General features: G+C 61.2%; 22 protein-coding genes. 8 read left to right on the top strand and 14 right to left on the bottom strand.

All coding sequences use genetic code 11. The features are described 5' to 3' along the window. The first annotated feature begins 35 nt into the window (after nt 1-35). On the top strand, nt 36-1,094 hold the full coding sequence (locus tag EUU25_RS15090; protein WP_158902360.1) for a fatty acid desaturase family protein: 1,059 nt from the start codon (nt 36-38) through the stop codon (nt 1,092-1,094). On the opposite strand, the gene corA is transcribed toward EUU25_RS15090, so the two are convergent. Genes corA through EUU25_RS15075 form a run of 3 tightly spaced genes read right to left on the bottom strand, consistent with a single transcriptional unit; the run spans nt 1,072 to nt 4,120 of the window. Next, entirely contained in the window at nt 1,072-2,040 is a 969-nt protein-coding gene (gene corA, locus EUU25_RS15085) for a magnesium/cobalt transporter CorA (protein ID WP_158902358.1), read from the bottom strand. The genes EUU25_RS15090 and corA overlap by 23 nt on opposite strands. Further along, nucleotides 2,037-2,558: a DUF1003 domain-containing protein gene (locus EUU25_RS15080; protein WP_158902356.1), complete on the bottom strand. Its 522-nt coding sequence runs from the start codon at nt 2,556-2,558 to the stop codon at nt 2,037-2,039. The genes corA and EUU25_RS15080 overlap by 4 nt, the downstream gene beginning before the upstream one ends. Next, nucleotides 2,555-4,120 (bottom strand): lysine--tRNA ligase, encoded by a 1,566-nt coding sequence (locus tag EUU25_RS15075; RefSeq protein ID WP_158902354.1) that lies wholly within the window; start codon nt 4,118-4,120, stop codon nt 2,555-2,557. The genes EUU25_RS15080 and EUU25_RS15075 overlap by 4 nt, the downstream gene beginning before the upstream one ends. 39 nt (nt 4,121-4,159) lie before the next feature. Here EUU25_RS15075 and EUU25_RS15070 point away from each other — a divergent pair, with 39 nt between their 5' ends. The 3 genes from EUU25_RS15070 to EUU25_RS15060 are packed head-to-tail and all read left to right on the top strand — an operon-like array spanning nt 4,160 to nt 7,973. Next, on the top strand, nt 4,160-6,910 hold the full coding sequence (locus tag EUU25_RS15070) for an ATP-dependent DNA helicase (RefSeq protein ID WP_158902352.1): 2,751 nt from the start codon (nt 4,160-4,162) through the stop codon (nt 6,908-6,910). Further along, nucleotides 6,907-7,452 (top strand): SixA phosphatase family protein, encoded by a 546-nt coding sequence (locus EUU25_RS15065; RefSeq protein WP_246162765.1) that lies wholly within the window; start codon nt 6,907-6,909, stop codon nt 7,450-7,452. The genes EUU25_RS15070 and EUU25_RS15065 overlap by 4 nt, the downstream gene beginning before the upstream one ends. Next, on the top strand, nt 7,449-7,973 hold the full coding sequence (locus EUU25_RS15060) for a GNAT family N-acetyltransferase (protein ID WP_158902350.1): 525 nt from the start codon (nt 7,449-7,451) through the stop codon (nt 7,971-7,973). Before EUU25_RS15065 ends, EUU25_RS15060 begins: the two co-directional genes overlap by 4 nt. Before the next feature lie 182 nt (nt 7,974-8,155). Here EUU25_RS15060 and EUU25_RS15055 read toward each other — a convergent pair whose 3' ends face one another. The 5 genes from EUU25_RS15055 to rpmF form a co-directional block, all read right to left on the bottom strand. Next, nucleotides 8,156-8,515, bottom strand: a complete 360-nt coding sequence (locus EUU25_RS15055; RefSeq protein ID WP_158902348.1) for a MerR family transcriptional regulator — start codon at nt 8,513-8,515, stop codon at nt 8,156-8,158. A gap of 6 nt (nt 8,516-8,521) precedes the next feature. Further along, nucleotides 8,522-8,812 carry an integration host factor subunit alpha gene (locus EUU25_RS15050; protein ID WP_158902346.1) on the bottom strand — a complete coding sequence of 97 codons (291 nt, stop codon included), beginning with the start codon at nt 8,810-8,812 and terminating at the stop codon, nt 8,522-8,524. Nucleotides 8,813-8,907: 95 nt separating this feature from the next. After that, nucleotides 8,908-9,876, bottom strand: coding sequence for a beta-ketoacyl-ACP synthase III (locus EUU25_RS15045; RefSeq protein ID WP_158902344.1), 969 nt, complete (start codon nt 9,874-9,876; stop codon nt 8,908-8,910). Continuing rightward, entirely contained in the window at nt 9,873-10,892 is a 1,020-nt protein-coding gene (gene plsX / locus EUU25_RS15040; RefSeq protein ID WP_158903469.1) for a phosphate acyltransferase PlsX, read from the bottom strand. The genes EUU25_RS15045 and plsX overlap by 4 nt, the downstream gene beginning before the upstream one ends. Nucleotides 10,893-10,920: 28 nt before the next feature. Next, nucleotides 10,921-11,097, bottom strand: a complete 177-nt coding sequence (gene rpmF, locus EUU25_RS15035) for a 50S ribosomal protein L32 (RefSeq protein WP_158902342.1) — start codon at nt 11,095-11,097, stop codon at nt 10,921-10,923. Between the two features lie 197 nt (nt 11,098-11,294). Here rpmF and EUU25_RS15030 point away from each other — a divergent pair, with 197 nt between their 5' ends. Beyond that, the gene (locus EUU25_RS15030; RefSeq protein WP_187351281.1) at nt 11,295-11,693 is read left to right on the top strand and encodes an MAPEG family protein; all 399 of its coding nucleotides are present in this window, start codon (nt 11,295-11,297) and stop codon (nt 11,691-11,693) included. A 6-nt stretch (nt 11,694-11,699) separates the two neighbouring features. On the opposite strand, the gene EUU25_RS15025 is transcribed toward EUU25_RS15030, so the two are convergent. Next, the gene (locus EUU25_RS15025; protein WP_281346995.1) at nt 11,700-12,386 is read right to left on the bottom strand and encodes an MBL fold metallo-hydrolase; all 687 of its coding nucleotides are present in this window, start codon (nt 12,384-12,386) and stop codon (nt 11,700-11,702) included. Nucleotides 12,387-12,426: 40 nt separating this feature from the next. Next, a complete protein-coding gene (locus tag EUU25_RS15020) occupies nt 12,427-13,065 on the bottom strand; it encodes a S24 family peptidase (RefSeq protein WP_158902340.1) in 639 nt (212 codons plus the stop codon). Nucleotides 13,066-13,185: 120 nt separating this feature from the next. Between EUU25_RS15020 and EUU25_RS15015 the strand changes: the two genes are divergently transcribed. From EUU25_RS15015 to dgcA, 3 genes are all read left to right on the top strand, one after another. Beyond that, nucleotides 13,186-13,392 (top strand): hypothetical protein, encoded by a 207-nt coding sequence (locus EUU25_RS15015; protein WP_158902338.1) that lies wholly within the window; start codon nt 13,186-13,188, stop codon nt 13,390-13,392. Then, on the top strand, nt 13,389-13,661 hold the full coding sequence (locus EUU25_RS15010; protein ID WP_158902336.1) for a hypothetical protein: 273 nt from the start codon (nt 13,389-13,391) through the stop codon (nt 13,659-13,661). The genes EUU25_RS15015 and EUU25_RS15010 overlap by 4 nt, the downstream gene beginning before the upstream one ends. Before the next feature lie 234 nt (nt 13,662-13,895). After that, entirely contained in the window at nt 13,896-14,891 is a 996-nt protein-coding gene (gene dgcA, locus EUU25_RS15005; RefSeq protein WP_158902334.1) for an N-acetyl-D-Glu racemase DgcA, read from the top strand. On the opposite strand, the gene EUU25_RS15000 is transcribed toward dgcA, so the two are convergent. The 4 genes from EUU25_RS15000 to EUU25_RS14985 form a co-directional block, all read right to left on the bottom strand. Beyond that, nucleotides 14,886-15,386: a pyridoxamine 5'-phosphate oxidase family protein gene (locus tag EUU25_RS15000; protein ID WP_158902332.1), complete on the bottom strand. Its 501-nt coding sequence runs from the start codon at nt 15,384-15,386 to the stop codon at nt 14,886-14,888. The genes dgcA and EUU25_RS15000 overlap by 6 nt on opposite strands. Before the next feature lie 524 nt (nt 15,387-15,910). Next, entirely contained in the window at nt 15,911-17,089 is a 1,179-nt protein-coding gene (locus EUU25_RS14995; protein ID WP_158902330.1) for an acetyl-CoA C-acyltransferase, read from the bottom strand. Nucleotides 17,090-17,113: 24 nt separating this feature from the next. Then, nucleotides 17,114-17,572, bottom strand: a complete 459-nt coding sequence (locus EUU25_RS14990) for a MaoC family dehydratase (RefSeq protein ID WP_143776661.1) — start codon at nt 17,570-17,572, stop codon at nt 17,114-17,116. 267 nt (nt 17,573-17,839) lie between these two features. Then, nucleotides 17,840-19,015 (bottom strand): mechanosensitive ion channel family protein, encoded by a 1,176-nt coding sequence (locus EUU25_RS14985; RefSeq protein ID WP_158902328.1) that lies wholly within the window; start codon nt 19,013-19,015, stop codon nt 17,840-17,842. Between the last annotated feature and the right edge of the window lie 45 nt (nt 19,016-19,060).

Genomic DNA, 19,060 nt, shown 5'->3' with positions numbered 1-19,060 from the left:
CGCTATGATCGGCGCATGAGAATAGGAGAGTTCCCATGCCCGCGGTAAAGGCCGCCAATCCCCGCCAGATATTCGGTGCGGAAAGATGGATGCGCATCACGGCGGTCTCGCCCTGGCGCGGGGTGTGGTTGATTGTGCATGCATGGGCAGTCGTGGCACTCGCCGCTTTTGGCGCAGCGGCAGCATGGCAATGGAGCTGGATTGCCGGCCTCATCGCAACACCGGTGGCGCTGGCTGTTCTGGGCGGTCGCCAATTGGGCCTTGCCATTTTGATGCACGAAGGTGCGCACGGCCTGCTCCATCCCGATCGCAAGATGAACAATTTTCTGGGCCAATGGCTCACCGGCGCCGCGACCGGCAGCGACCTTCACGCTTATCGGGCCTATCATCTGACGCACCACAAGTTCACGCAGCAGCCCGAGGACCCCGACCTGTCGCTGTCCGCGCCCTTCCCCACCAGCCGCGCGAGCCTGCAACGCAAGGCGATCCGCGACCTGACGGGCCAGACCTTTTTCAAGCAGCGCAAGGCTCAGTTCGCCGCCGCATGGCGCGGACTTCAGGCAATGTGGCGCAGTGAAAGCGGTGATGCCTCGGCCAAGCGCGACACGAGCGCGGGCCGGATGCTCAACCTGCAAAGCCGGTCAGGCATCGATGCGCCGGTGGCGAATATCGACGGCGCCAAGACAACCGCCCGCACCGTCGGCCGCTTTTTGACCGTTCAGGCGGTGTTGCTCGCGGTCTCGCTCCTGTTCTGGGGCTGGTTGCCCTTCGCGCTGTGGCTGGTCGCACTGGCATCGACGTTCCAGCTATTCCTGCGCGTGCGCAATATCGCCGAACATGCGTGCACCACCACGGGCAGCGAGGATCCCTTTTCCCATGCGCGCACCACTTATGCAGGGCTGCTCGAACGCTCCACCGTTGCGCCCTATTGGGTGAATTTCCACAGCGAACACCATCTGTTCATGGGCGTGCCCTGCTACAGCTTGCCGCTTGCCCATGCCTTGCTGGGCGAAGAAAATTACCATCACCGGATGACTATTGAGCCCGACTACCGGACCGTCCTGCGCAAGGTTACAGCCAGCCAGCCCGCCTGAACCGGATATAGAGCGTGAGGCAGATGGTCGCCATCACGCCGACCACGGCATAATAGCCATATTCCCAGCGCAATTCGGGCATGATGTCGAAATTCATGCCGTAAATGCCGGCAATCGCGGTCGGCACCGCCAGAATCGCGGCCCACGCCGCCAATTGTCGCGTGATCGCCCCCTGCCGTTGCTGTTCCAACAATCCGCTGGTTTCGATGACCGAGGTCAGCGTGTCGCGCAGACCCGCGACGCGGTAGATGACGCGCCGGATATGGTCGAGCAGGTCCCGGAAATAGGGGTGAATATCCACGTCGATCTGCGGCAGGTGGAGGTTGAGAAACTGGCTCGCCAAATCTTCCATCGGGCCAAGAATGCGGTGCAATCGGAACAGTTCGCGGCGCAGCGTAAACAGGCGCGCGGTTTCCGATCGGTTGAGGAAACTTTCAACCGCATGGTCCTCCATCGCGAGCACTTTTTCTTCCAGCTCGTCCACCACCGGGAAATAGCCGTCGACAACGAAATCCAATATGGCGTGCAGCACATAGTCGGGACCATGTTTCAACAACCAGGGCGTCGCCTCCAACTGCGCGCGCAAAGGTGTATGCGCCCGGTCCGAGCCATGACGGACGGTGATGATGAACTGGCGCCCGACAAAGATGGCGGTATTGCCATATTCAATCCGCTCGCCCTTCAAATGTGCCGTGCGCGCCACCAGAAACAGATGGTCACCATAGGGTTCCATCTTCGGCAAATGGCGGGGGTCCAGCGCATCCTCGACCGCCAGCGGGTGCAGCCCGAAATGTTCCTGTATCCGTTTCAATGCCCCGTCATCGGGTTCGTGCAGGCCGATCCAGATGAAATCGCCCTGCTTTTCGACATGGGGGATCGGCTTTGCGAGGTCGATCTCGGTCAGGATTTTGCCATCACGGTACAGCCGGGCGGCGACCACGCTCATCGGGACTGTTCCTCGTCCGGCCGGTTCAACGTGCCGACCTGTTCGATCAGATGGTTGACCTTTTCATGCAGCCGCAAGATTTCCAGCTCGGCGCGCAGATTGACTTCATAATCATGCGCGGCCGCCGTGCGGTCCTTGGCCGCCTGCCGGTTCTGGCTCATCATGATGATGGGCGCCTGCACCGCCGCGAGTGTCGAGAGCAACAGGTTCAGGAAGATGAAGGGATAGGGATCGAACGCCATCCCCATGCGGTTCAATATCTGCGAATTCAGGATCATCCAGCCGAAAAGGACGACGGTGAAGGCGATGATGAACCCCCAACTGCCGCCGACCGCCGCCACATGGTCCGACAGACGCTCGCCAAAGGTCGCGCTTTCTTCGTGGACGACGCCGATATCCTGCGTGGTCTCCCGCTTGTGGATACGTTCCAGCACGCGCCGTTCCGCCGCCGACAGCGCGTCGCTCGATTTGCCAAGCAGCTCCATCGCCAGATCGTCGACCGTGCGCGGCGTCGTCATGCAAGCGCCTCTGCAATCAGGGTGCGGCTGTTGGCGATGCCGTAGAGCGCGATGAAGCTGCCCATGCGCGGCCCCGCGCTGGAGCCGAGCAGCGTTTCGTATAGCGCCTTGAACCAGTCGCGCAGATTTTCAAATCCGCCTTCCTTGCCGATTTCATAAACGATATTCTGGATATCCTCTGCGCTTGTGTCGGCGGGCAGTTCCGCCAGCCGCGCGTCGAGTGTCTGCAAGGCGGCGATTTCCACGCCCTCCGGCTTGCGCTTGTGCAGGGTCGGCGCAACAAAATCGCGGTTATAGGCGAGCGCGATCGGGATCAGCTCGGCCAACTCGGGCGAATTTTCGGCGCTCGCACCTTCGGCATAATTGCCGAGATAGGCCCATACCTGCTCCTCGGTCGCACCAGCACCCATCACCCCGACCAGATTCAGCAACAGGCCAAAGGTGACCGGCGGCTGGCCGGTCGGCACATTGCCATTGTGGATGTGGTGCACCGGATTGCCGAGCCGCTTTTCAACCGGCTGGTCATGCCATTGCGCGCGGAACTGGAAATATTCGTCCACCGCCTTTGGCACGACACCCAGATGCAGTTGCTTCGCGCTTTTGGGCTCGCGATAGGCGTAGAAGGCGACGCTGTTTTCCGTCCCGTATTTCAGCCAGTCTTCCAGCGCGAGGCCATTGCCCTTGGACTTGGAAATCTTCTCGCCCTTTTCATCGAGGAACATCTCGTAGATCAGGCTTTCGGGCGGGCGACCGCCAAGCACGCGGGCGATCTTGCCCGATTGCACGCCGCTGTCGGTCAGGTCCTTGCCATACATTTCATAGTCGACACCGAGCGCAACCCAGCGCATCGCCCAGTCGACCTTCCACTGCAGCTTCGCCTTGCCGCTCAGGATGGATTGCGTGACGCGCTCGCCTTCATCGTCAAAGGCGATCAGGCCCGCCTCGGCATCGACAACCTCGACGGGCACCTGCAGGACAATGCCGCTCTTTTCACTGATCGGAAGGACCGGCGAATAGGTGGCGGCGCGTTCCTTGCGCAGCGTCGGCAGCATGATGTCCATGATCGCCTGATAATGGCGCAAAACGCCCTTCAGCGCGTCGTCAAAGGCACCGCTTTCATATTTGCTGGACGAGGAAATAAATTCATATTCGAACCCGAATTGGTCCAGAAAATCGCGCAGCATCGCATTGTTATGCGCCGCGAAACTTTCGAACTTTTCGAACGGATCGGGAATGCGCGACAAGGGCTTGCCGAGATGTTCGGCCAGCATCGCCTGGTTCGGCACATTGTCGGGCACCTTGCGTAAGCCATCCATATCGTCCGAAAATTCGATCAACCGCGTCGGTGCATCGGACAGCGTCGCAAAGGCATTGCGCACCATCGTCGTGCGCAGCACCTCGTTAAAGGTGCCGATATGCGGCAGACCCGACGGACCATAGCCGCATTCAAACACCAAGGGCACGCCGCCCGGCTTCCCCTGCGGATAGCGTTTCAAAAGACGCCGCGCCTCTTCATAAGGCCATGCTTTGGATTGGCTTGCGATCTCGCGGAGGTCAGTCACGTGTTGCTCTTTCGTTCTGTTTGCGCCACTCTTGCGCTTATGCAATCTCCCCTAACCTTTCCAGCGCTGCATGCAAGCCATGCCGGTATCTGGATGGCCACTCCCGACGGGCAGGTGCGCACCGTGGGCAAGGGCGAGGCTGTGGGGCGGGCGGCGGAGACGCCGATTGTCATGCTCAACGCGCCCTTGGTGGCGCAGCGTCTGGGCTATGCGGAATTGTCGGGTCTGGATGTGCTGGAACTGTTCGCCTTTGTGCATCCGGCGCGTTTTGTCGTGCCGACGGCCAAGGGGCTGGCGACGGTTTTGGGTATAAAGGCGGACGCTGAGGATGGGGTGTGGAGCGACCAGAAGGTGCCACACCTCCTCCTTACCGCTACCGAAAAACTTTTGGCCACATTGGCTGACCCCGCATGGCCCGAACGCGAGGGGGCGTGGGACAGTGCGCAGGCGTTGATGCGGGTGCGCTGGCCTTGGGCAAATATCGTGCTGCGTCATCTCGCCAAACCCGAAAAGCCCGAACGCTGGCTGTTCGCGCGGCTGCCCGAATGGGAGGAAGCCGCCCCGCGCACCCCCCCGCGGGTGGTGACGTTAAACCCCGATGCGGTACAGGCACAACTCGCATCCCTCGTCGGCAACGGTGCCGAAACACGGCAGGGACAGCGCGACTTTGCGCAGGCCGCCGCGCGCATCTTTGCGCCCCGCGCGCGCAAGGGCGAACCCAATATGGTGCTGGCAGAGGCGGGAACCGGGATCGGCAAGACGCTCGGCTATCTCGCGCCTGCATCGCTCTGGGCACGCAATGCCGACGGCGCGGTGTGGATTTCGACCTTTACCAAGGCGCTGCAACGGCAATTGGTGCGCGAGGCGCGGCGGATCTATCCCGACCCCGAAAGCTTCAAACAGAAGGTCGTGGTCCGCAAGGGCCGCGAAAATTATCTCTGCCTGCTAAATCTTGAGGATGCCTTGCAAGGCGGCTTTGCCGGACGGGCGGCGACATTGGCGCATCTGGTGGCGCGCTGGGCCGCCTATAGCAGCGACGGCGATATGATCGGCGGGGATTTGCCCGGCTGGTTGCCCACGCTGTTCCGCCGTAACGGATCGACCGCACTGACCGACCGGCGGGGCGAGTGCATTTATGCCGGATGCCCGCATTACAAGAAATGCTTCATCGAACGGGCGGCGCGCGCCTCGGTGCAGGCGGATATCGTCATCGCCAACCACGCGCTGATGATGGTCAACGCCGCACGCGGCCGCGACGAGGTCAGCCGCCCGACCCGGATCATTTTTGACGAAGGACATCATCTGTTCGACGCCGCCGATTCGATGTTCGCCGCCGCGTTGACCGGACAGGAAACGGTCGAAATGCGCCGCTGGGTCATCGGGCCGGAAGGCAAGGCGCGGGGACGCAGGCGCGGGTTGGCGGCGCGGCTGGCCGATGTCGCATCCTATGACGAAGAAGGCGGCCTCGCGATCGAAATGGCGCGCATCGCGGCCGAAGCCCTGCCCGGCGATGGCTGGCTGGGCCGCGTTGCCGAAGGGGTGCCTTCGGGGCCGGTCGAGCGGCTGTTGCACGCGATAAGGACCATGGTGTTCGCGCGCGACGAAAGCAATCTGGCCGAAAGCGGCTATGGCCTGGAAACCGAACTGGCCGATCCACCCCCTGCGGTGGTCGATGCGGTTGCCGATACGCAGGTTGCGCTGGAGACGCTGGCCCGCCCACTGACCTTGCTGGGTGCGCGGCTGGAGTCGATGATTACCGATCCGCCCGACTGGCTGGACGGCGGCGCGCGGGCGCGGGTCGAAGGTGCGATGGCGAGCCTCGGCTGGCGCATCGATACCGTGCGGGCGTGGATTTCGATGCTGGCGCGGGCGGTCGGCCCTGTCGATGCGGACTTTGTCGACTGGCTGGCCATCGATCGTTTTGAAGGGCGCGACATGGATATCGGGATGCATCGCCATTGGCTCGACCCGATGAAGCCGGTGGCCGAAATTGTCCTGAAGCCCAGCCACGGGGTGCTCGCGACCTCGGCCACTTTACGCAGCGGCGGCGACTGGGCCAATGCCGAGGCGCGGACCGGCGCGGTGCATCTGGACCACGCGGCCGAACATTTTAGCGCAACCAGCCCCTTTGACTATGCCGCGCAGGCCGAGGTGTTGATCGTCACCGATATCAAGCGCGGGGATATGGCGGCGCTGGCGGGGGCCTATGCCGCGCTGATCGGGGCTTCGGGGGGCGGTGCGCTCGGCCTGTTCACCGCGATCCGGCGGCTGCGGTCAACCTATGCGCGGATTGCCGACCGGCTGGCGCGCGATGGCCTGCCGCTTTATGCGCAGCATATCGACCCCATCGACACCGGCACGCTTGTCGATATTTTCCGCGACGATCCGCACGCAAGCCTGCTGGGCACCGATGCCTTGCGCGACGGCGTGGACGTCCCCGGCGCATCGCTGCGTCTGGTGGTGATGGAGCAGGTCCCCTGGCCCCGCCCCGACATTTTGCACCGCGCGCGGCGGCTGTCCTATGGTGGCACCGATTATGACGACCGCATCATCCGCGCAAAGCTTGCGCAGGCCTTTGGCCGGCTGATCCGCAGCGCGGGGGACAAGGGGCATTTCGTGCTTCTGTCGTCGGCCGTGCCGTCGCGGTTGCTCACCGCCTTTCCGGCGGGAACCAGCATAAGGCGCGTCACATTGGAACAGGCGGTGGCGGCAATAAAATCAGGTCTTTCCCCCGTAACAAATATCCGGCAGGACGATGCAAACACCCTGCAAGAAGGTAATCCGATTTGACGCTGACCCTGACCCTGTTCCGCCATGCCAAATCGAGCTGGGACGATACGATCCCGCGCGATTTCGACCGACCGCTGAACAAGCGCGGTGAAAAGGCGGCGGTGACCATGGGCAAATGGGTCAAGGAAAACGGCCTGACATTCGACCATGTCGTCGCCAGCCCTGCCGTCCGCGTCATCGATACCATCGACCAGTTTGTCAAAGGCACGGGCGAGCGCATTGACGCGACATGGGACCGGCGGATCTACCTCGCCTCGTCCGCCACACTGATGGACGTGCTGCGCGACCAGTCCGACGACTATAAGGATGTGCTGATGGTCGGGCATAATCCGGGGATGGAAGATCTGGTCTTCGACATCGTCCCTGATGACGGCAGCTCGCCCTTGCGCGATCTGGTGTGGGAAAAATACCCCACCGCCGCGATTGCGCGTATGGAACTCGACATCGATAGCTGGGCCGATATCGACCGCAAATGCGGGAAGCTGACCCACTTCATCCGCCCCCGCGACCTCGACGCCGAACTGGGACCCGAGGACGAATGACGCCGATACACTGGCGCAAGGCCGGACCCGACGACGCGGCAGCGCTCGCCTATCTGGGTGCGGCGACCTTCCTTTCGACCTTTGCCTTTGACCATCCGGGCGGGCCGCTGATCGAACATCTCGATGCAGAGCATAGTGCGGATTATTATGCGGCAAAACTGGCGCGGGCGGATGTCGATATCGTGCTGGGCGAAACGCCGCTGGGCGCGCCAGTGGGCTACGCCCTTCTTATGTCCCCCGAACATCCGCAGTTCCAGCAGGACGGGGATTGGGAACTGAAACGCTTTTACCTGCTCGGTCCCTGGCAGGGCGGCGGCAATGGCCGGGACCTGATGGCACAAGCCATCCAGGTCGCCCGCGACCGCGGGGCCCAGCGCCTGCTGCTCGCTGTCTACGAAAGCAACACCCGCGCGATCGCCTTTTATGAGCGGGCGGGGTTCGTCCATATTGGCGAGACGGTGTTCATGGTCGGCGATGTCGCGTTTCAGGACCGGGTCTACGCGAAGAATTTGGTGGGGTGAGGTGTGGGGAGTTGGGGGCTGATCGGTTTGAACTCCCCCTCCCCACTTCGTCTAATGGCTAAAGCCATAAGACTACGTACCTCTCCCCTGAAGGGGAGAGGGAATGCGTTTTGCCTCTCCCCTTCAGGGGAGAGGATACGGAGCCTTGGCCGTAAGGCCTAGGCGGAGTTGGAGAGGGGCCCTCAGGCCGCCTGAAGCGCGGCGTTCAGACGGTCGCGGACGGCGCGCAGGGCGGATAGGTCGACCGCAATGCCCGCAACAGGCGCGGGTGCAGCCACGGGAGCAGGCGCAGCTTTTGCGCCGCCGGATGTGAGATATTTACGCGCACCCTTGATGGTATAGCCTTCGCTGTGCAGCAGGCGGTGGATGGTGTGCAGCAATGCCACATCCTCCGGCCGGTAAAGGCGGCGCCCGCCGGCGCGGGTCAGGGGTTTCAGCATTGGGAACTGTTCTTCCCAATAGCGCAATATATGGGTGCGTACGCCAAGCGCCTCGGCCATTTCACCAATGGTGCGAAAGGCGTCCGCAGACTTTTCCGTCATGGCGCTTTACTTGACCTTTTGCCGCATACCCTGGCTGGCGCGGAAGGTCAGCACGCGGCGCGGGGTAATCGGCACTTCGATACCGGTTTTGGGGTTGCGTCCTATGCGCTCGCTCTTGTCGCGCAGCACAAATGTGCCGAAGCCGGAAATTTTGACATTTTCACCGTCGAGCAGTGCGGTCGTCATATGACCGAGAATCGATTCAATCATCGCGGCGGCATCGGTGCGTGACAGACCAACTTGTCTGTTAAGCACTTCGGCCAAATCTGCGCGCGTCAATGTACCTGCATCTGCCATTGTACCGTCTCCCGACGTGCGACCCGTCTGTTGAGAAGCAACAGTTATATAACAAAAATATGGAGTTGTAAAACGACGATCGTCGAAAAATTGTCCTACATTCGGACGACGGAGGCGCCCCATGTAAAGCCGCCGCCCATGGCTTCGAGCACGATGATGTCATCCGGCTTGATCCGCCCGTCGCGCACCGCAACATCGAGCGCCAGCGGAACGGACGCTGCCGACGTGTTGGCGTGCTGGTCAACGGTCAGCACGACCTTGGCCGGATCGAGGCCCAGTTTCTTTGCCGTCGCGTCAATGATGCGCGCATTGGCCTGATGCGGCACGACCCAGTCGACATCGGACGGCGCGAGTCCTGCGGCTTCCAGCGTTTCGTTCATCACGCTGGCGAGATTGGTGACCGCATGGCGGAATACCTCGCGGCCCTTCATGCGCAATTTGCCGACGGTGCCGGTCGTCGACGGTCCACCATCGACATAGAGAAGCTCATTATGCTGGCCATCGGCGTGCAACCGCGTGGCAAGCGCACCGCGTGTGCCGACCTCGGCGCTCAGCACCACGGCACCTGCGCCGTCGCCGAACAAAACGCAGGTCGCGCGGTCTTCCCAGTCGAGAATACGGCTGAAGGTTTCCGCGCCAATCACCAGCGCATTTTTGGCCGATCCGGCGCGGATCATGCTTTCGGCGACCGAAAAGGCATAGAGAAAGCCAGAGCACACCGCCGCCACATCAAAGGCGACACCGCCGTTGCAGCCCAGTGCATGCTGCACGATCGTGGCCGATGCGGGGAAGGTCTGGTCCGGCGTTGCAGTTGCCAAAATGATGAGGTCGATGTCCGCCGCCGTCATCCCCGCCGCATCCAGCGCGTTGCGCGAGGCGAGCGTGGCGAGGGTTGCGGTTGTTTCGTCGGGCTCGGCAATATGGCGGAACTTGATTCCTGTGCGCTCGACAATCCATTCGTCCGAGGTATCGACGCGTGCGGCCAGCTCGGCATTGGAAACACGGTGGCGCGGCAAGGCCGATCCAGTGCCCTTGATAACGGCGCGAAGTGCGGTTTCTGTCACCCGATTTGCACCCGGGCCAGATCCTGCGCAATGCGCGCGGTGATATCTTCTTCAACCAGCCGTGCGGCCACTTCGACCGCATTGGCGACGCCCTTGCTGGTCGCGCTGCCATGGCTTTTGACGACGACGCCGTTCAGCCCCATGAACACCGCGCCATTATGGTTGTTGGGATCAAGATGGTGGCGCAGCAATTCGGTCGCGGGACGCGAAACCAGAAAGCCGAATTTCGACCGCAGCGAGCTGGTGAAAGCGCGGCGCAGCAGATCGGTCACGAAACGGGCCGAACCCTCAATAGCCTTCAACGCGATATTGCCGGAAAAACCGTCGCAGACCACCACATCGCATTCGCCGCGGTTGATCTTGTCGGCTTCGATAAAGCCCTGGAAATCCATGTGCAGGCCGCTGGCGTCACGCAGATATTGCGCCGCGTCGCGCAGCTCGTCCGTGCCCTTCATCTCTTCCGTGCCGATATTCAGCAACCGTACCTTGGGCTGTTCAAAGCCGAAGATGATCCGCGAATAGGCAGCGCCCATGACAGCAAATTGCGCCAGATTCTTGGCATCGCAATCGGTGTTGGCACCCAGATCGAGCACCACCACATCGGTGTCTTTCAATGTCGGAAGCAAAGCGGCGAGCGCGGGGCGGTCGATGCCGGGCATGGTGCGCAAGGCCAGTTTGGACATGCCCATCAGCGCGCCGGTGTTGCCCGCGCTGACCGCAGCGCTGGCCTGGCCTTCCTTGACCGCGTTGATCGCGAGACCCATGGAGCTTGTCTTGGCTTTGCGCAGCGCCTGGCTGACCTTGTCGTCGCCGGTGACGACGTCTTCTGCGTGCAGGATTTCGGACGCAGCGCGCAAATTGGGGTGGTTGTCGAGCGCAGCCTTGATCTTGGGCTCGTCACCCACCAGCAGAAATTTGAAACTGTCGTGCCGGTGCCGTGCCAATGCCGCGCCTGCCAGCATGACAGGCACGCCTTCGTCGCCGCCCATCGCGTCTATGGCGATACGCGGTTTCATCGACACCAGCAATTCTCCCGATTAAGGATTAGGCGACCGCTACCACTTCGCGGCCGTTATAATGGCCACAGGCATCGCACATATGGTGCGGACGCTTCAGTTCGCCACAATTTGCACATTCCTGAAATGCGGCAACTTTAAGCGAATCATGGCTGCGGCGCATACCGCGCTTCGAAGGGGACGTTTTTCTCTTGGGGACAGCCATCTCGGCACCTGTTCCATTTCAAAATCAATAAGTTCTGGCGCATGATAGGTCAAAAGGCAGGTCGTGGCAAGCAATCGCCAGAATCGGCCTTCATAAACCGCACATGTCCGTGTGAGCGGCGCGCTATACCGCTTTTTCTGTGCTTTGCAAGCCGAGAGATAGCAGTTAAGCGGATGCATCGAACAGGGAGAGTATAGATGCTGAGTTTACCCGTCACACTGACCATTGCCGCCGGCGCTGCTATTGTGAACATCTGGCTGATGGTCCGCTGTGGCCAGGCCCGCACCAAAGAGAGCGTTTCCATTGGCGATGGCGGCAACGAATTTGTCATCCGCCGGATGCGCGCGCACGCCAATTTCGTTGAAAGCGCACCCTTTGTCCTCGTCCTTCTGGCCGCGCTGGAACTGACACAGGGCACCAGCAACTGGCTGTGGGGTATCGGCATTGCCTATATCGTCGGACGTCTCGCCCACGGCCTTGGCATGGATGGCGGCGCCTTCGGCAAGGGCCGGATGGTCGGCACGCTGATCACCATGCTGACGCTGCTCGGCCTTGCCGGCTGGGCCTTGTGGACGGTCTACGCGACCGTCCTCTGAATAGAATCAGCGCGCGGCCAATATATCGTCGGCGACGAACATATTGGTCTTGCGTTCATAGCCGAACTGGCTCGTCGCGCCATGCCCCGGAATGAAGGTCACATCATCGCCCAGCGGCCATAGCTTCTGGGTGATGGCGTTGATCAGGTCCGCATGGTTCCCGCGTGGGAAGTCCGTGCGGCCAATCGACCCCTGGAACAGGACGTCGCCCACAATCGCCAGACGGCTGGGCGCGTGGTAGAATACGACATGGCCCGGCGTGTGCCCGGGGCAGTGAATGACGTCGAGCGTCAGATTGCCGACCGTTATCGTGTCGCCATCCTTCAGCCAGCGGTCCGGCTCGAACGTATGCGCCTCCATCCCCCAGCGTGGTCCGTCGTCGTCCAGCTGGGCGATCCAGAAACGGTCTTCCTCATGCGGCCCCTCGATCGGCAGGCCGAGTTCCTGCGCCAGCATGCCAGTCTGCCCGCAATGGTCGAGATGCCCGTGCGTCACCAGCAGCTTTTCCAGCTCCACCCCCGTCTGCGCCACTGCGGCCTTCAGCTTGGGCAAATCGCCGCCGGGATCGACCAGCGCCGCCTTGTTGGTTTCGGTGCACCAGAACAGCGTACAATTCTGCTGCAGCGGGGTTACCGGAATGATGGCGGCTTTCAGGGGCGGCTGCTTGCCGCCGGGGGAAGTTACATTGGTCATATCCGCCTATGTGGCGAAGCAGCGACGGGCTTGCAAGCCTTCACAGCCGCCGCCCCGCCCACACGACCCGCCCGATCACCGCAACGGCGCTGCCTTTGACGTCGGGCCAGTCGGGATAGGCGGGGTTATCCGACAATATCGACAGCCGCCCCGCCGGACCCAGCGCCAGCCGCTTGACCATCAGCACATCGTCCAGCCGGATCACATGGATACCGTCGCGCAAACCGGTGGCGGTGGCCCGCCGGTCGACCATGATATCGTCCCCGTTGTTCAACGTCGGCGCCATGGAATCGCCGTCGACACGGATCAGCGACAGGCTCGCCGGGTCCAACCCCTGTTTGCGCAGCCATTTTTCGTCAAAGCCGATCTTGCCCGCCAGCGTCTCCCCTTCATTGATGGCACCCGGTCCAGCCGAAGCCCCGACCGCCAGCTTGGGTATCAGGCGCATTCCGGCCTGCGCGGGCGGGGGTGCGATACCCCCCAAGAGATGTTCCTCCACACCGAAAAAACGCGCCAATATTCCGCGTTCTATTTCGGGCAGGCGCTTGGGTGTGCCGCGCTTGATATATTGCTGAATATAGGCCGCATTTCGCCCGATCAGCTTTGAAAGGCGGGCATAGTCCTGCCCGCTTTCCATGATCAGGCGATGCAGAACTGCTCGGGGTTCTTCATCAACCATATTTGCTCCACATCGGAAGGAAATTTCCTAGACTTGTAGGATTTCTCCTATCACAAATGTTCTATATTTGTTCCATTTGATTCGGGCAAGGAAAACCCGGTCGCACTCGGAGGAGAATCCATGCACATCAACCGCCTCGTAGAATGTTTCCTGCGCGAAAAAGGCATCGCGCCCACGAAATTGGGCCGCCTGGTCGCCCGCGACCCGCGGCTGGTGCTCGACATGCGCATGGGCCGGGAATTTCGCCCCGAAATGGAGACAAAAATACGGCGCTACATCGCCGCCAACGCGCCCAGGCTCGAAAGCGGCAAGGATGTGCCCGCATGATGTGCCAAAGACGGCTGCTGCGCGAACTGGACCGGCTTCTGCCCGGCGGCCAATGGCGCGTGGTGCAGGAACGGCCGTGGTTCAGCCTGACCTTTTCCGGCGTACAGATGACCCTATCCTGCACACCGGCCCCTGGGCGCGGGCCGCAAGAGGTTGCAGCGATATTGGAGGCGCATGAATTCACCCTGCCCGGCCGGATCGTGGCCGACATCGCGGTCGAAGAGGCTGACGGGGGATTGGTGGTCGTGCTGTTGGTGCTGGAAGGATAGGGTGGGATTTTTTCGTCAGAAGGAAGAAGGGGGCATTTTTCCCGGCCCCGTCACCCTGAATTTCGATGCCCCCGTCACCCTGAACTTGTTTCAGGGTGACGGGTAGTGACAAGTCGTGTTTCTACTTCCCTTCTTCCTTTTGCCGAAAGAATCAAAACCTTCCTCCCCCGAAACCCGGCTTGCATTGCCGCACATAGTTGGCCAGTCTGGCCCCGGGATAAATCGGGTGGGGCCATGGCGTTACGTATAAGTGCAGCTGTCGAACGCTGGCCTGTTGCAGGGCAATTCATCATCGCACGTGGCGCCAAGACTTATGTCGATGTGCTGGTCGTCGCGGTCAGCGACGGGGCGCATTTCGGGCTCGGGGAGAGCACGGCGATCTATTATAATGGCGAAACGGCGGAAAGCTGCCTTGCCGAGGTGGAGGCTGTGCTGCCCCAGCTGGAGCCTATGAACGCGGATGCGGCGCGCGAAGCGGTGCAGATTTTGCTCCCTCCCGGCGCGGCGCGCAATGCGTTGGATTGTGCGCTGTGGGATCTGGCGGCCAAGGCGGCGGGCGTGCCCTTGTGGCGTTATGCCGGTCTGTCGGCTGCGCCTGTGCCGCTGGTGACGGCCTTTACCATTTCGCTCGGCGAACCGGCGGTAATGGAGGCGGACGCCGCCAGGGCCGCCGCGCGCGGATTTGGCCTTTTGAAACTGAAACTGACGGGTGAAGGCGATATTGCCCGCGTCGCCGCCGTCCGGTCCGGAGCGCCCCATGCGCGCCTGATTGTCGATGCCAATGAAAGCTGGGGCGATCTGGATATCGCGGCGGAGGCTGCGGCTCTGGCGGCATTAGGCGTGGAGATGATCGAGCAGCCCGTCGCCGCAGGACAGGACGCGCTGCTGGCCGAAGTGCGTGCGCCGTTGCCGTTGCTGGCGGACGAAAGCTGCCACAGTGCCGCCGATGTCGCGCGGCTGGCGCCCTATTATGACGGGGTGAATATCAAGCTCGACAAGGCAGGGGGCCTGACCGAGGCGTTGAAAATTGCCGACGCCGCGCAGGAACGGGGGCTGAAGGTCATGGTCGGCTGTATGCTGTGCACCAGTCTTGCAGTTGGCCCGGCCTTTCTGGTCGCGCAACGGGCGGACTGGGTGGATCTGGATGGACCGGCGCTTCTTGCCGAAGACCGGCCCGACCATTTCGGCTTTACAGGCGGGACAATCGCCCCGCCCGCACGCTTTTTATAGGCTGACTTCAGCAACCTTGTCCTTGTAATCTTCCTTGGGATCAATGCCGAGCAGCATCTTGATACCCGCAACAACGCTCGACGCGTCAATCCAGATTTCGGCATTTTCCGGCTCAAGGCGGATGAGTGCGATTTTGGGATCGTCCTTGCCTTCATACCATGCCGCGACAAAACGGTTCCACAGCCGGTCAATGATGGCAGGGTCCCGCGTCGTGGTCAGCGTGCCGTGCACGGTCGCCCAGACATCATGACCCTTGGAGGTGAAATGCGCCATGGCGCGTGAGTCCTGGTTGATCTTTTGGTAAAGCCCGTTTTCGGTCGAGGTGAAAAACCAGATCGGGCCGCTGTAGAGATTACCTTCCAGCCCGGCATCGTCGAGCTGCGCCGTCATCGGCCGCGCATGGCCATCTTCGCCCTCGGCAAGGCCCAGGAACATCGTCCGGTCAGACTTCAGCGCCTTCCAGAATTTTTCCTTGATTTCGGTATGGTTCGTCATGTTCGTCTCCTTTTCAGAAGAGCAAAACCTGCTCAGGGCGTTTGGGTTCCGTCGGTTCGTCGTGGGTGAAGGTGAGGCGCACTTACGATTAAACATAGTTGTACTATTATAACCATTTACTTCGTGGGCCAGTCGCCGTTATGCGCAAAGGCGGCAGCAAATTGCTGCCGTTTTTAAGAAAGGAAAACTGATGGCATGACAGCTCAGGCTGCCTTGGTCATCATCGGACTGATTGGTCTGATGCAGGCCTTTACGACCTTAGTGTTGAAGATCATTGAGGTTGCACGGTCCAAGTGACCGTTGGGCGGGGTTCGGTGTTACAGCGCCGAGCCCCAAACAGGTAGTCCCAAAAAAGGTTGAACCCGGCCGTTACAGCGACCGGGTTCTAGAAAGAAATGGAATGACTTCCAAACTGCATTTTGGCTATTATAGGAAGTTGCCTTATAAATCAAGACCCTATTCCATATTGATCGCCAAAGCGCAGGAGGAGACTGATCCAAACAGGTTCGTCTCCCCATTGCTCCTTAGAATATCTCGAACAGCCCAGCTGCGCCCATGCCGCCGCCGACGCACATGGTGACGACGCCATATTTGGCACCGCGGCGTTTGCCTTCGATAAGGGCGTGGCCGGTGCAGCGCGCGCCGGTCATGCCATAGGGGTGGCCGATCGAGATCGAGCCACCGTTGACGTTCAGCAGTTCATTCGGAATGCCGAGCTTGTCGCGGCAATAAAGCACCTGCACGGCGAAGGCTTCGTTCAGTTCCCAGATGCCGATATCGTCCATCTTCAGGCCAAAACGCTGCAGCAATTTCGGAATGGCGAAGACAGGACCGATACCCATTTCGTCGGGCTCGGTTCCGGCGACGGCCATGCCGACATAGCGTCCCAGCGGATTGAGGCCTTTCTTTTCGGCGACCTTGGCTTCCATCAGGACGCTGGCCGACGAGCCGTCGGACAATTGGCTGGCGTTACCGGCGGTGATGGTCATGTCGGGACCAAGCACCGGCTGGAGCGCCTGAAGACCGGCCAGCTGGGTGTCGGCGCGGTTGCCTTCATCCTTGGCGATGGTGACTTCCTTCTGGCTGACTTCGCCGGTTTCCTTGTTGGTCACATTCATGGTGGTGGTGACGGGCACGATTTCGGCGTCGAAATAACCGGCAGCCTGCGCAGCGGCGGTGCGCTGCTGCGACTGGAGGGCATATTCGTCCATCGCGTCGCGGCTGATATTATAACGCTTGGCAACGACTTCGGCGGTTTGCAGCATCGGCATGTAGACATTCTGGTGCATCGCGATCAGCTCGCGGTCCGGGGCAACGCGCATTTCCTTGGTCTGTACGAGGCTGATCGATTCCTGGCCACCGGCGGCCATGATGTCGACATTGTCGACGATGATCTGCTTGGCGGCGGTTGCGATCGACATCAGGCCCGACGAGCATTGGCGGTCCATGGTCATGCCCGATACCGTGATCGGAAGGCCGGCGCGCAGAACGACCTGACGCGCGAGGTTGCCCGCCTGTGTGCCCTGCTGCAGCGCGGAGCCCCAGAGGACGTCGTCGATTTCGCCGCCTTCAATACCGGCGCGCTCCACAGCGGCCTTCAGGGAATAGCTGCCCAGCGTCGGGCCGGATGTGGCGTTGAAGCCGCCGCGATAGGCTTTGCCGATGGCGGTACGGGCGGTGGAAACGATAACTGCGTCACGCATGGGAGTAGTTCCTTAAATTGAAGATTATACGAAAAACTGGCTGATCCATTCGGCTTGAAGGGCGGGCTTGTCCTCGCCTTCAATCTCGACGGTGAATTCAAGCGTCTGCTGCCATTGGCCGGGACGCTTTTCGACAAGCTCAAGCAGCTTGAAATGGCCGCGTACCCGCTTGCCGGAACGGACAGGCGCGAGGAAACGGGTTTTGTTGCCGCCATAGTTGACGCCCATCTTGACGCCTTCAACGCGCGGGGTGTCCGACTTTGCGGACATGACGGGGAAAAGCGACAGCGTCAAAAAGCCATGGGCAATGGTCCCGCCAAAGGGGGTCATCTTGGCCATTTCCTCGTTGACGTGAATGAACTGGTGGTCGCCGGTGGCGTCGGCGAATTTGTTGATCATTTCCTGATCGACCAGGATCCATTCGGATGTACCGATTTTTTCACCCACTTTGGTGGCGAGTTCGGCGGGGGTTATGGTGGTCATGGGCATTCCTCCTAAGGTCAATTTTGCCCTATCGTGGCCCGATTGGCGGCGTATTACAACCCCTGCGCTTTTGCCGTTACGGCATGCTTGGCTGTGGCGGCGGAGGGGGAAGCCTGTGAATATGAACGCGCGCAGGATTGGTTATCGCGTGTGGATTTCCGGTATCTCCGTGATTCTCCAAACCCGTCACCCTGGCCTACCCCCGTCACCCTGAACTTGTTTCAGGGTGACGGTGCGGTGGATGGGGACTGTCCCCTTATCCAGACGTCAACCCTTCGCCCGCGCCTTGGGCGCAGCAGCCGCCGCCGGAGCATAAGGCATAACCAGCGTGCCGTCCGGGGCAGCCGTGAAAGTCGTCTGGGTGGGGTAGGCAAATTCGATGCCGTCGCGCGCGAAGCGTTCGACTATGGCAATGCCGATGGCGTGCCGTGCCTTGAACATTTCCTCGACATCATCGCTGTTCACATCGAACACCAGCTGGAAATCGAGCGAGCTGGGGCCGAAGGTCGAAAAGCCTGCGCGGATGAATTCCGAGCCATGGGCCTCGACGATTTCCTTGAGCAAATCCGGCACCCCTGCGGCCACAGCGGGCGGGGTCTGGTATACGAGGCTCAGCGGAAATACGACGCGGCGATAAACGGTCAGCGTGTTGTTGGTGATTTCCTTTTCCAGCAGCTTGCTGTTGGCAATGATCTTCTCTTCGCCCGTCAACGCGCGCAGGCGGGTGCTTTTCATGCCGATCTTTTCGACCCGCGCGGTGGTCGTGTCATAGGTGACCGTGTCGCCCCGGCGGAAAGGCTTGTCGAAGATGATCGAGATGGCTGCAAACAGGTCGGAAAAAATGCCCTGTGCGGCAAGGCCGATGGCGATACCGCCGACGCCAAGACCTGCAATCAGGCCCGTGACGTTCACGCCCAGATTGTCGAGGATGACGATGGCGGCGATGGCAAACAGCGCGAAGCTGACCGACAGGCGGATCAGCACCATGGCGCTGGCCAGCGTATCGCGCTCATGCTGGCCGTCGCTGACGCGCCGTTCGATGAGGCCGAGAATGATCTCGCGCAGCCACACCGCGATCTGGATGGTGACCGCGATGGTGAACAGCACGTCCACGGTACGCGTCAGCATATCGGGCGCGTTGGCGTAGCGGTTGACGACCTCGACCGCGACCATCACGCGGAAGAATTTGCTGGTCCGCGCAAGCGTGCGTGCGATGATGGATTTGAGCTCCGCACGTTGCTCGCTCTCCCGCGCGACCTTCGCCGCGATGCGTTTGAGCCAGCTCAGCAACAGGAACACGACCACCGCAGCGGCGACCGCAATTCCCAGCTCAACGGCATTGCCCTCCACCCAGGTGACCAGCGTGGTCCAATAGGATTCGAGGCGGGGGAGGATGGCTTCTGTGTCGAGGCGGGGGGAAGGTGTCGGCGTCGGTTTGGTCATGCTTCGGCTTTAAGGTGGTTCGTCGCCGCACACAATGCGCCTCGT

The sequence above is a fragment of the Sphingorhabdus lacus genome (genome assembly GCF_009768975.1).
GTDB lineage: Bacteria > Pseudomonadota > Alphaproteobacteria > Sphingomonadales > Sphingomonadaceae > Sphingorhabdus_B > Sphingorhabdus_B lacus.
Note: the sequence above shows the minus strand (reverse complement) of the source record. Positions and strands in the feature narration are given on the sequence as shown.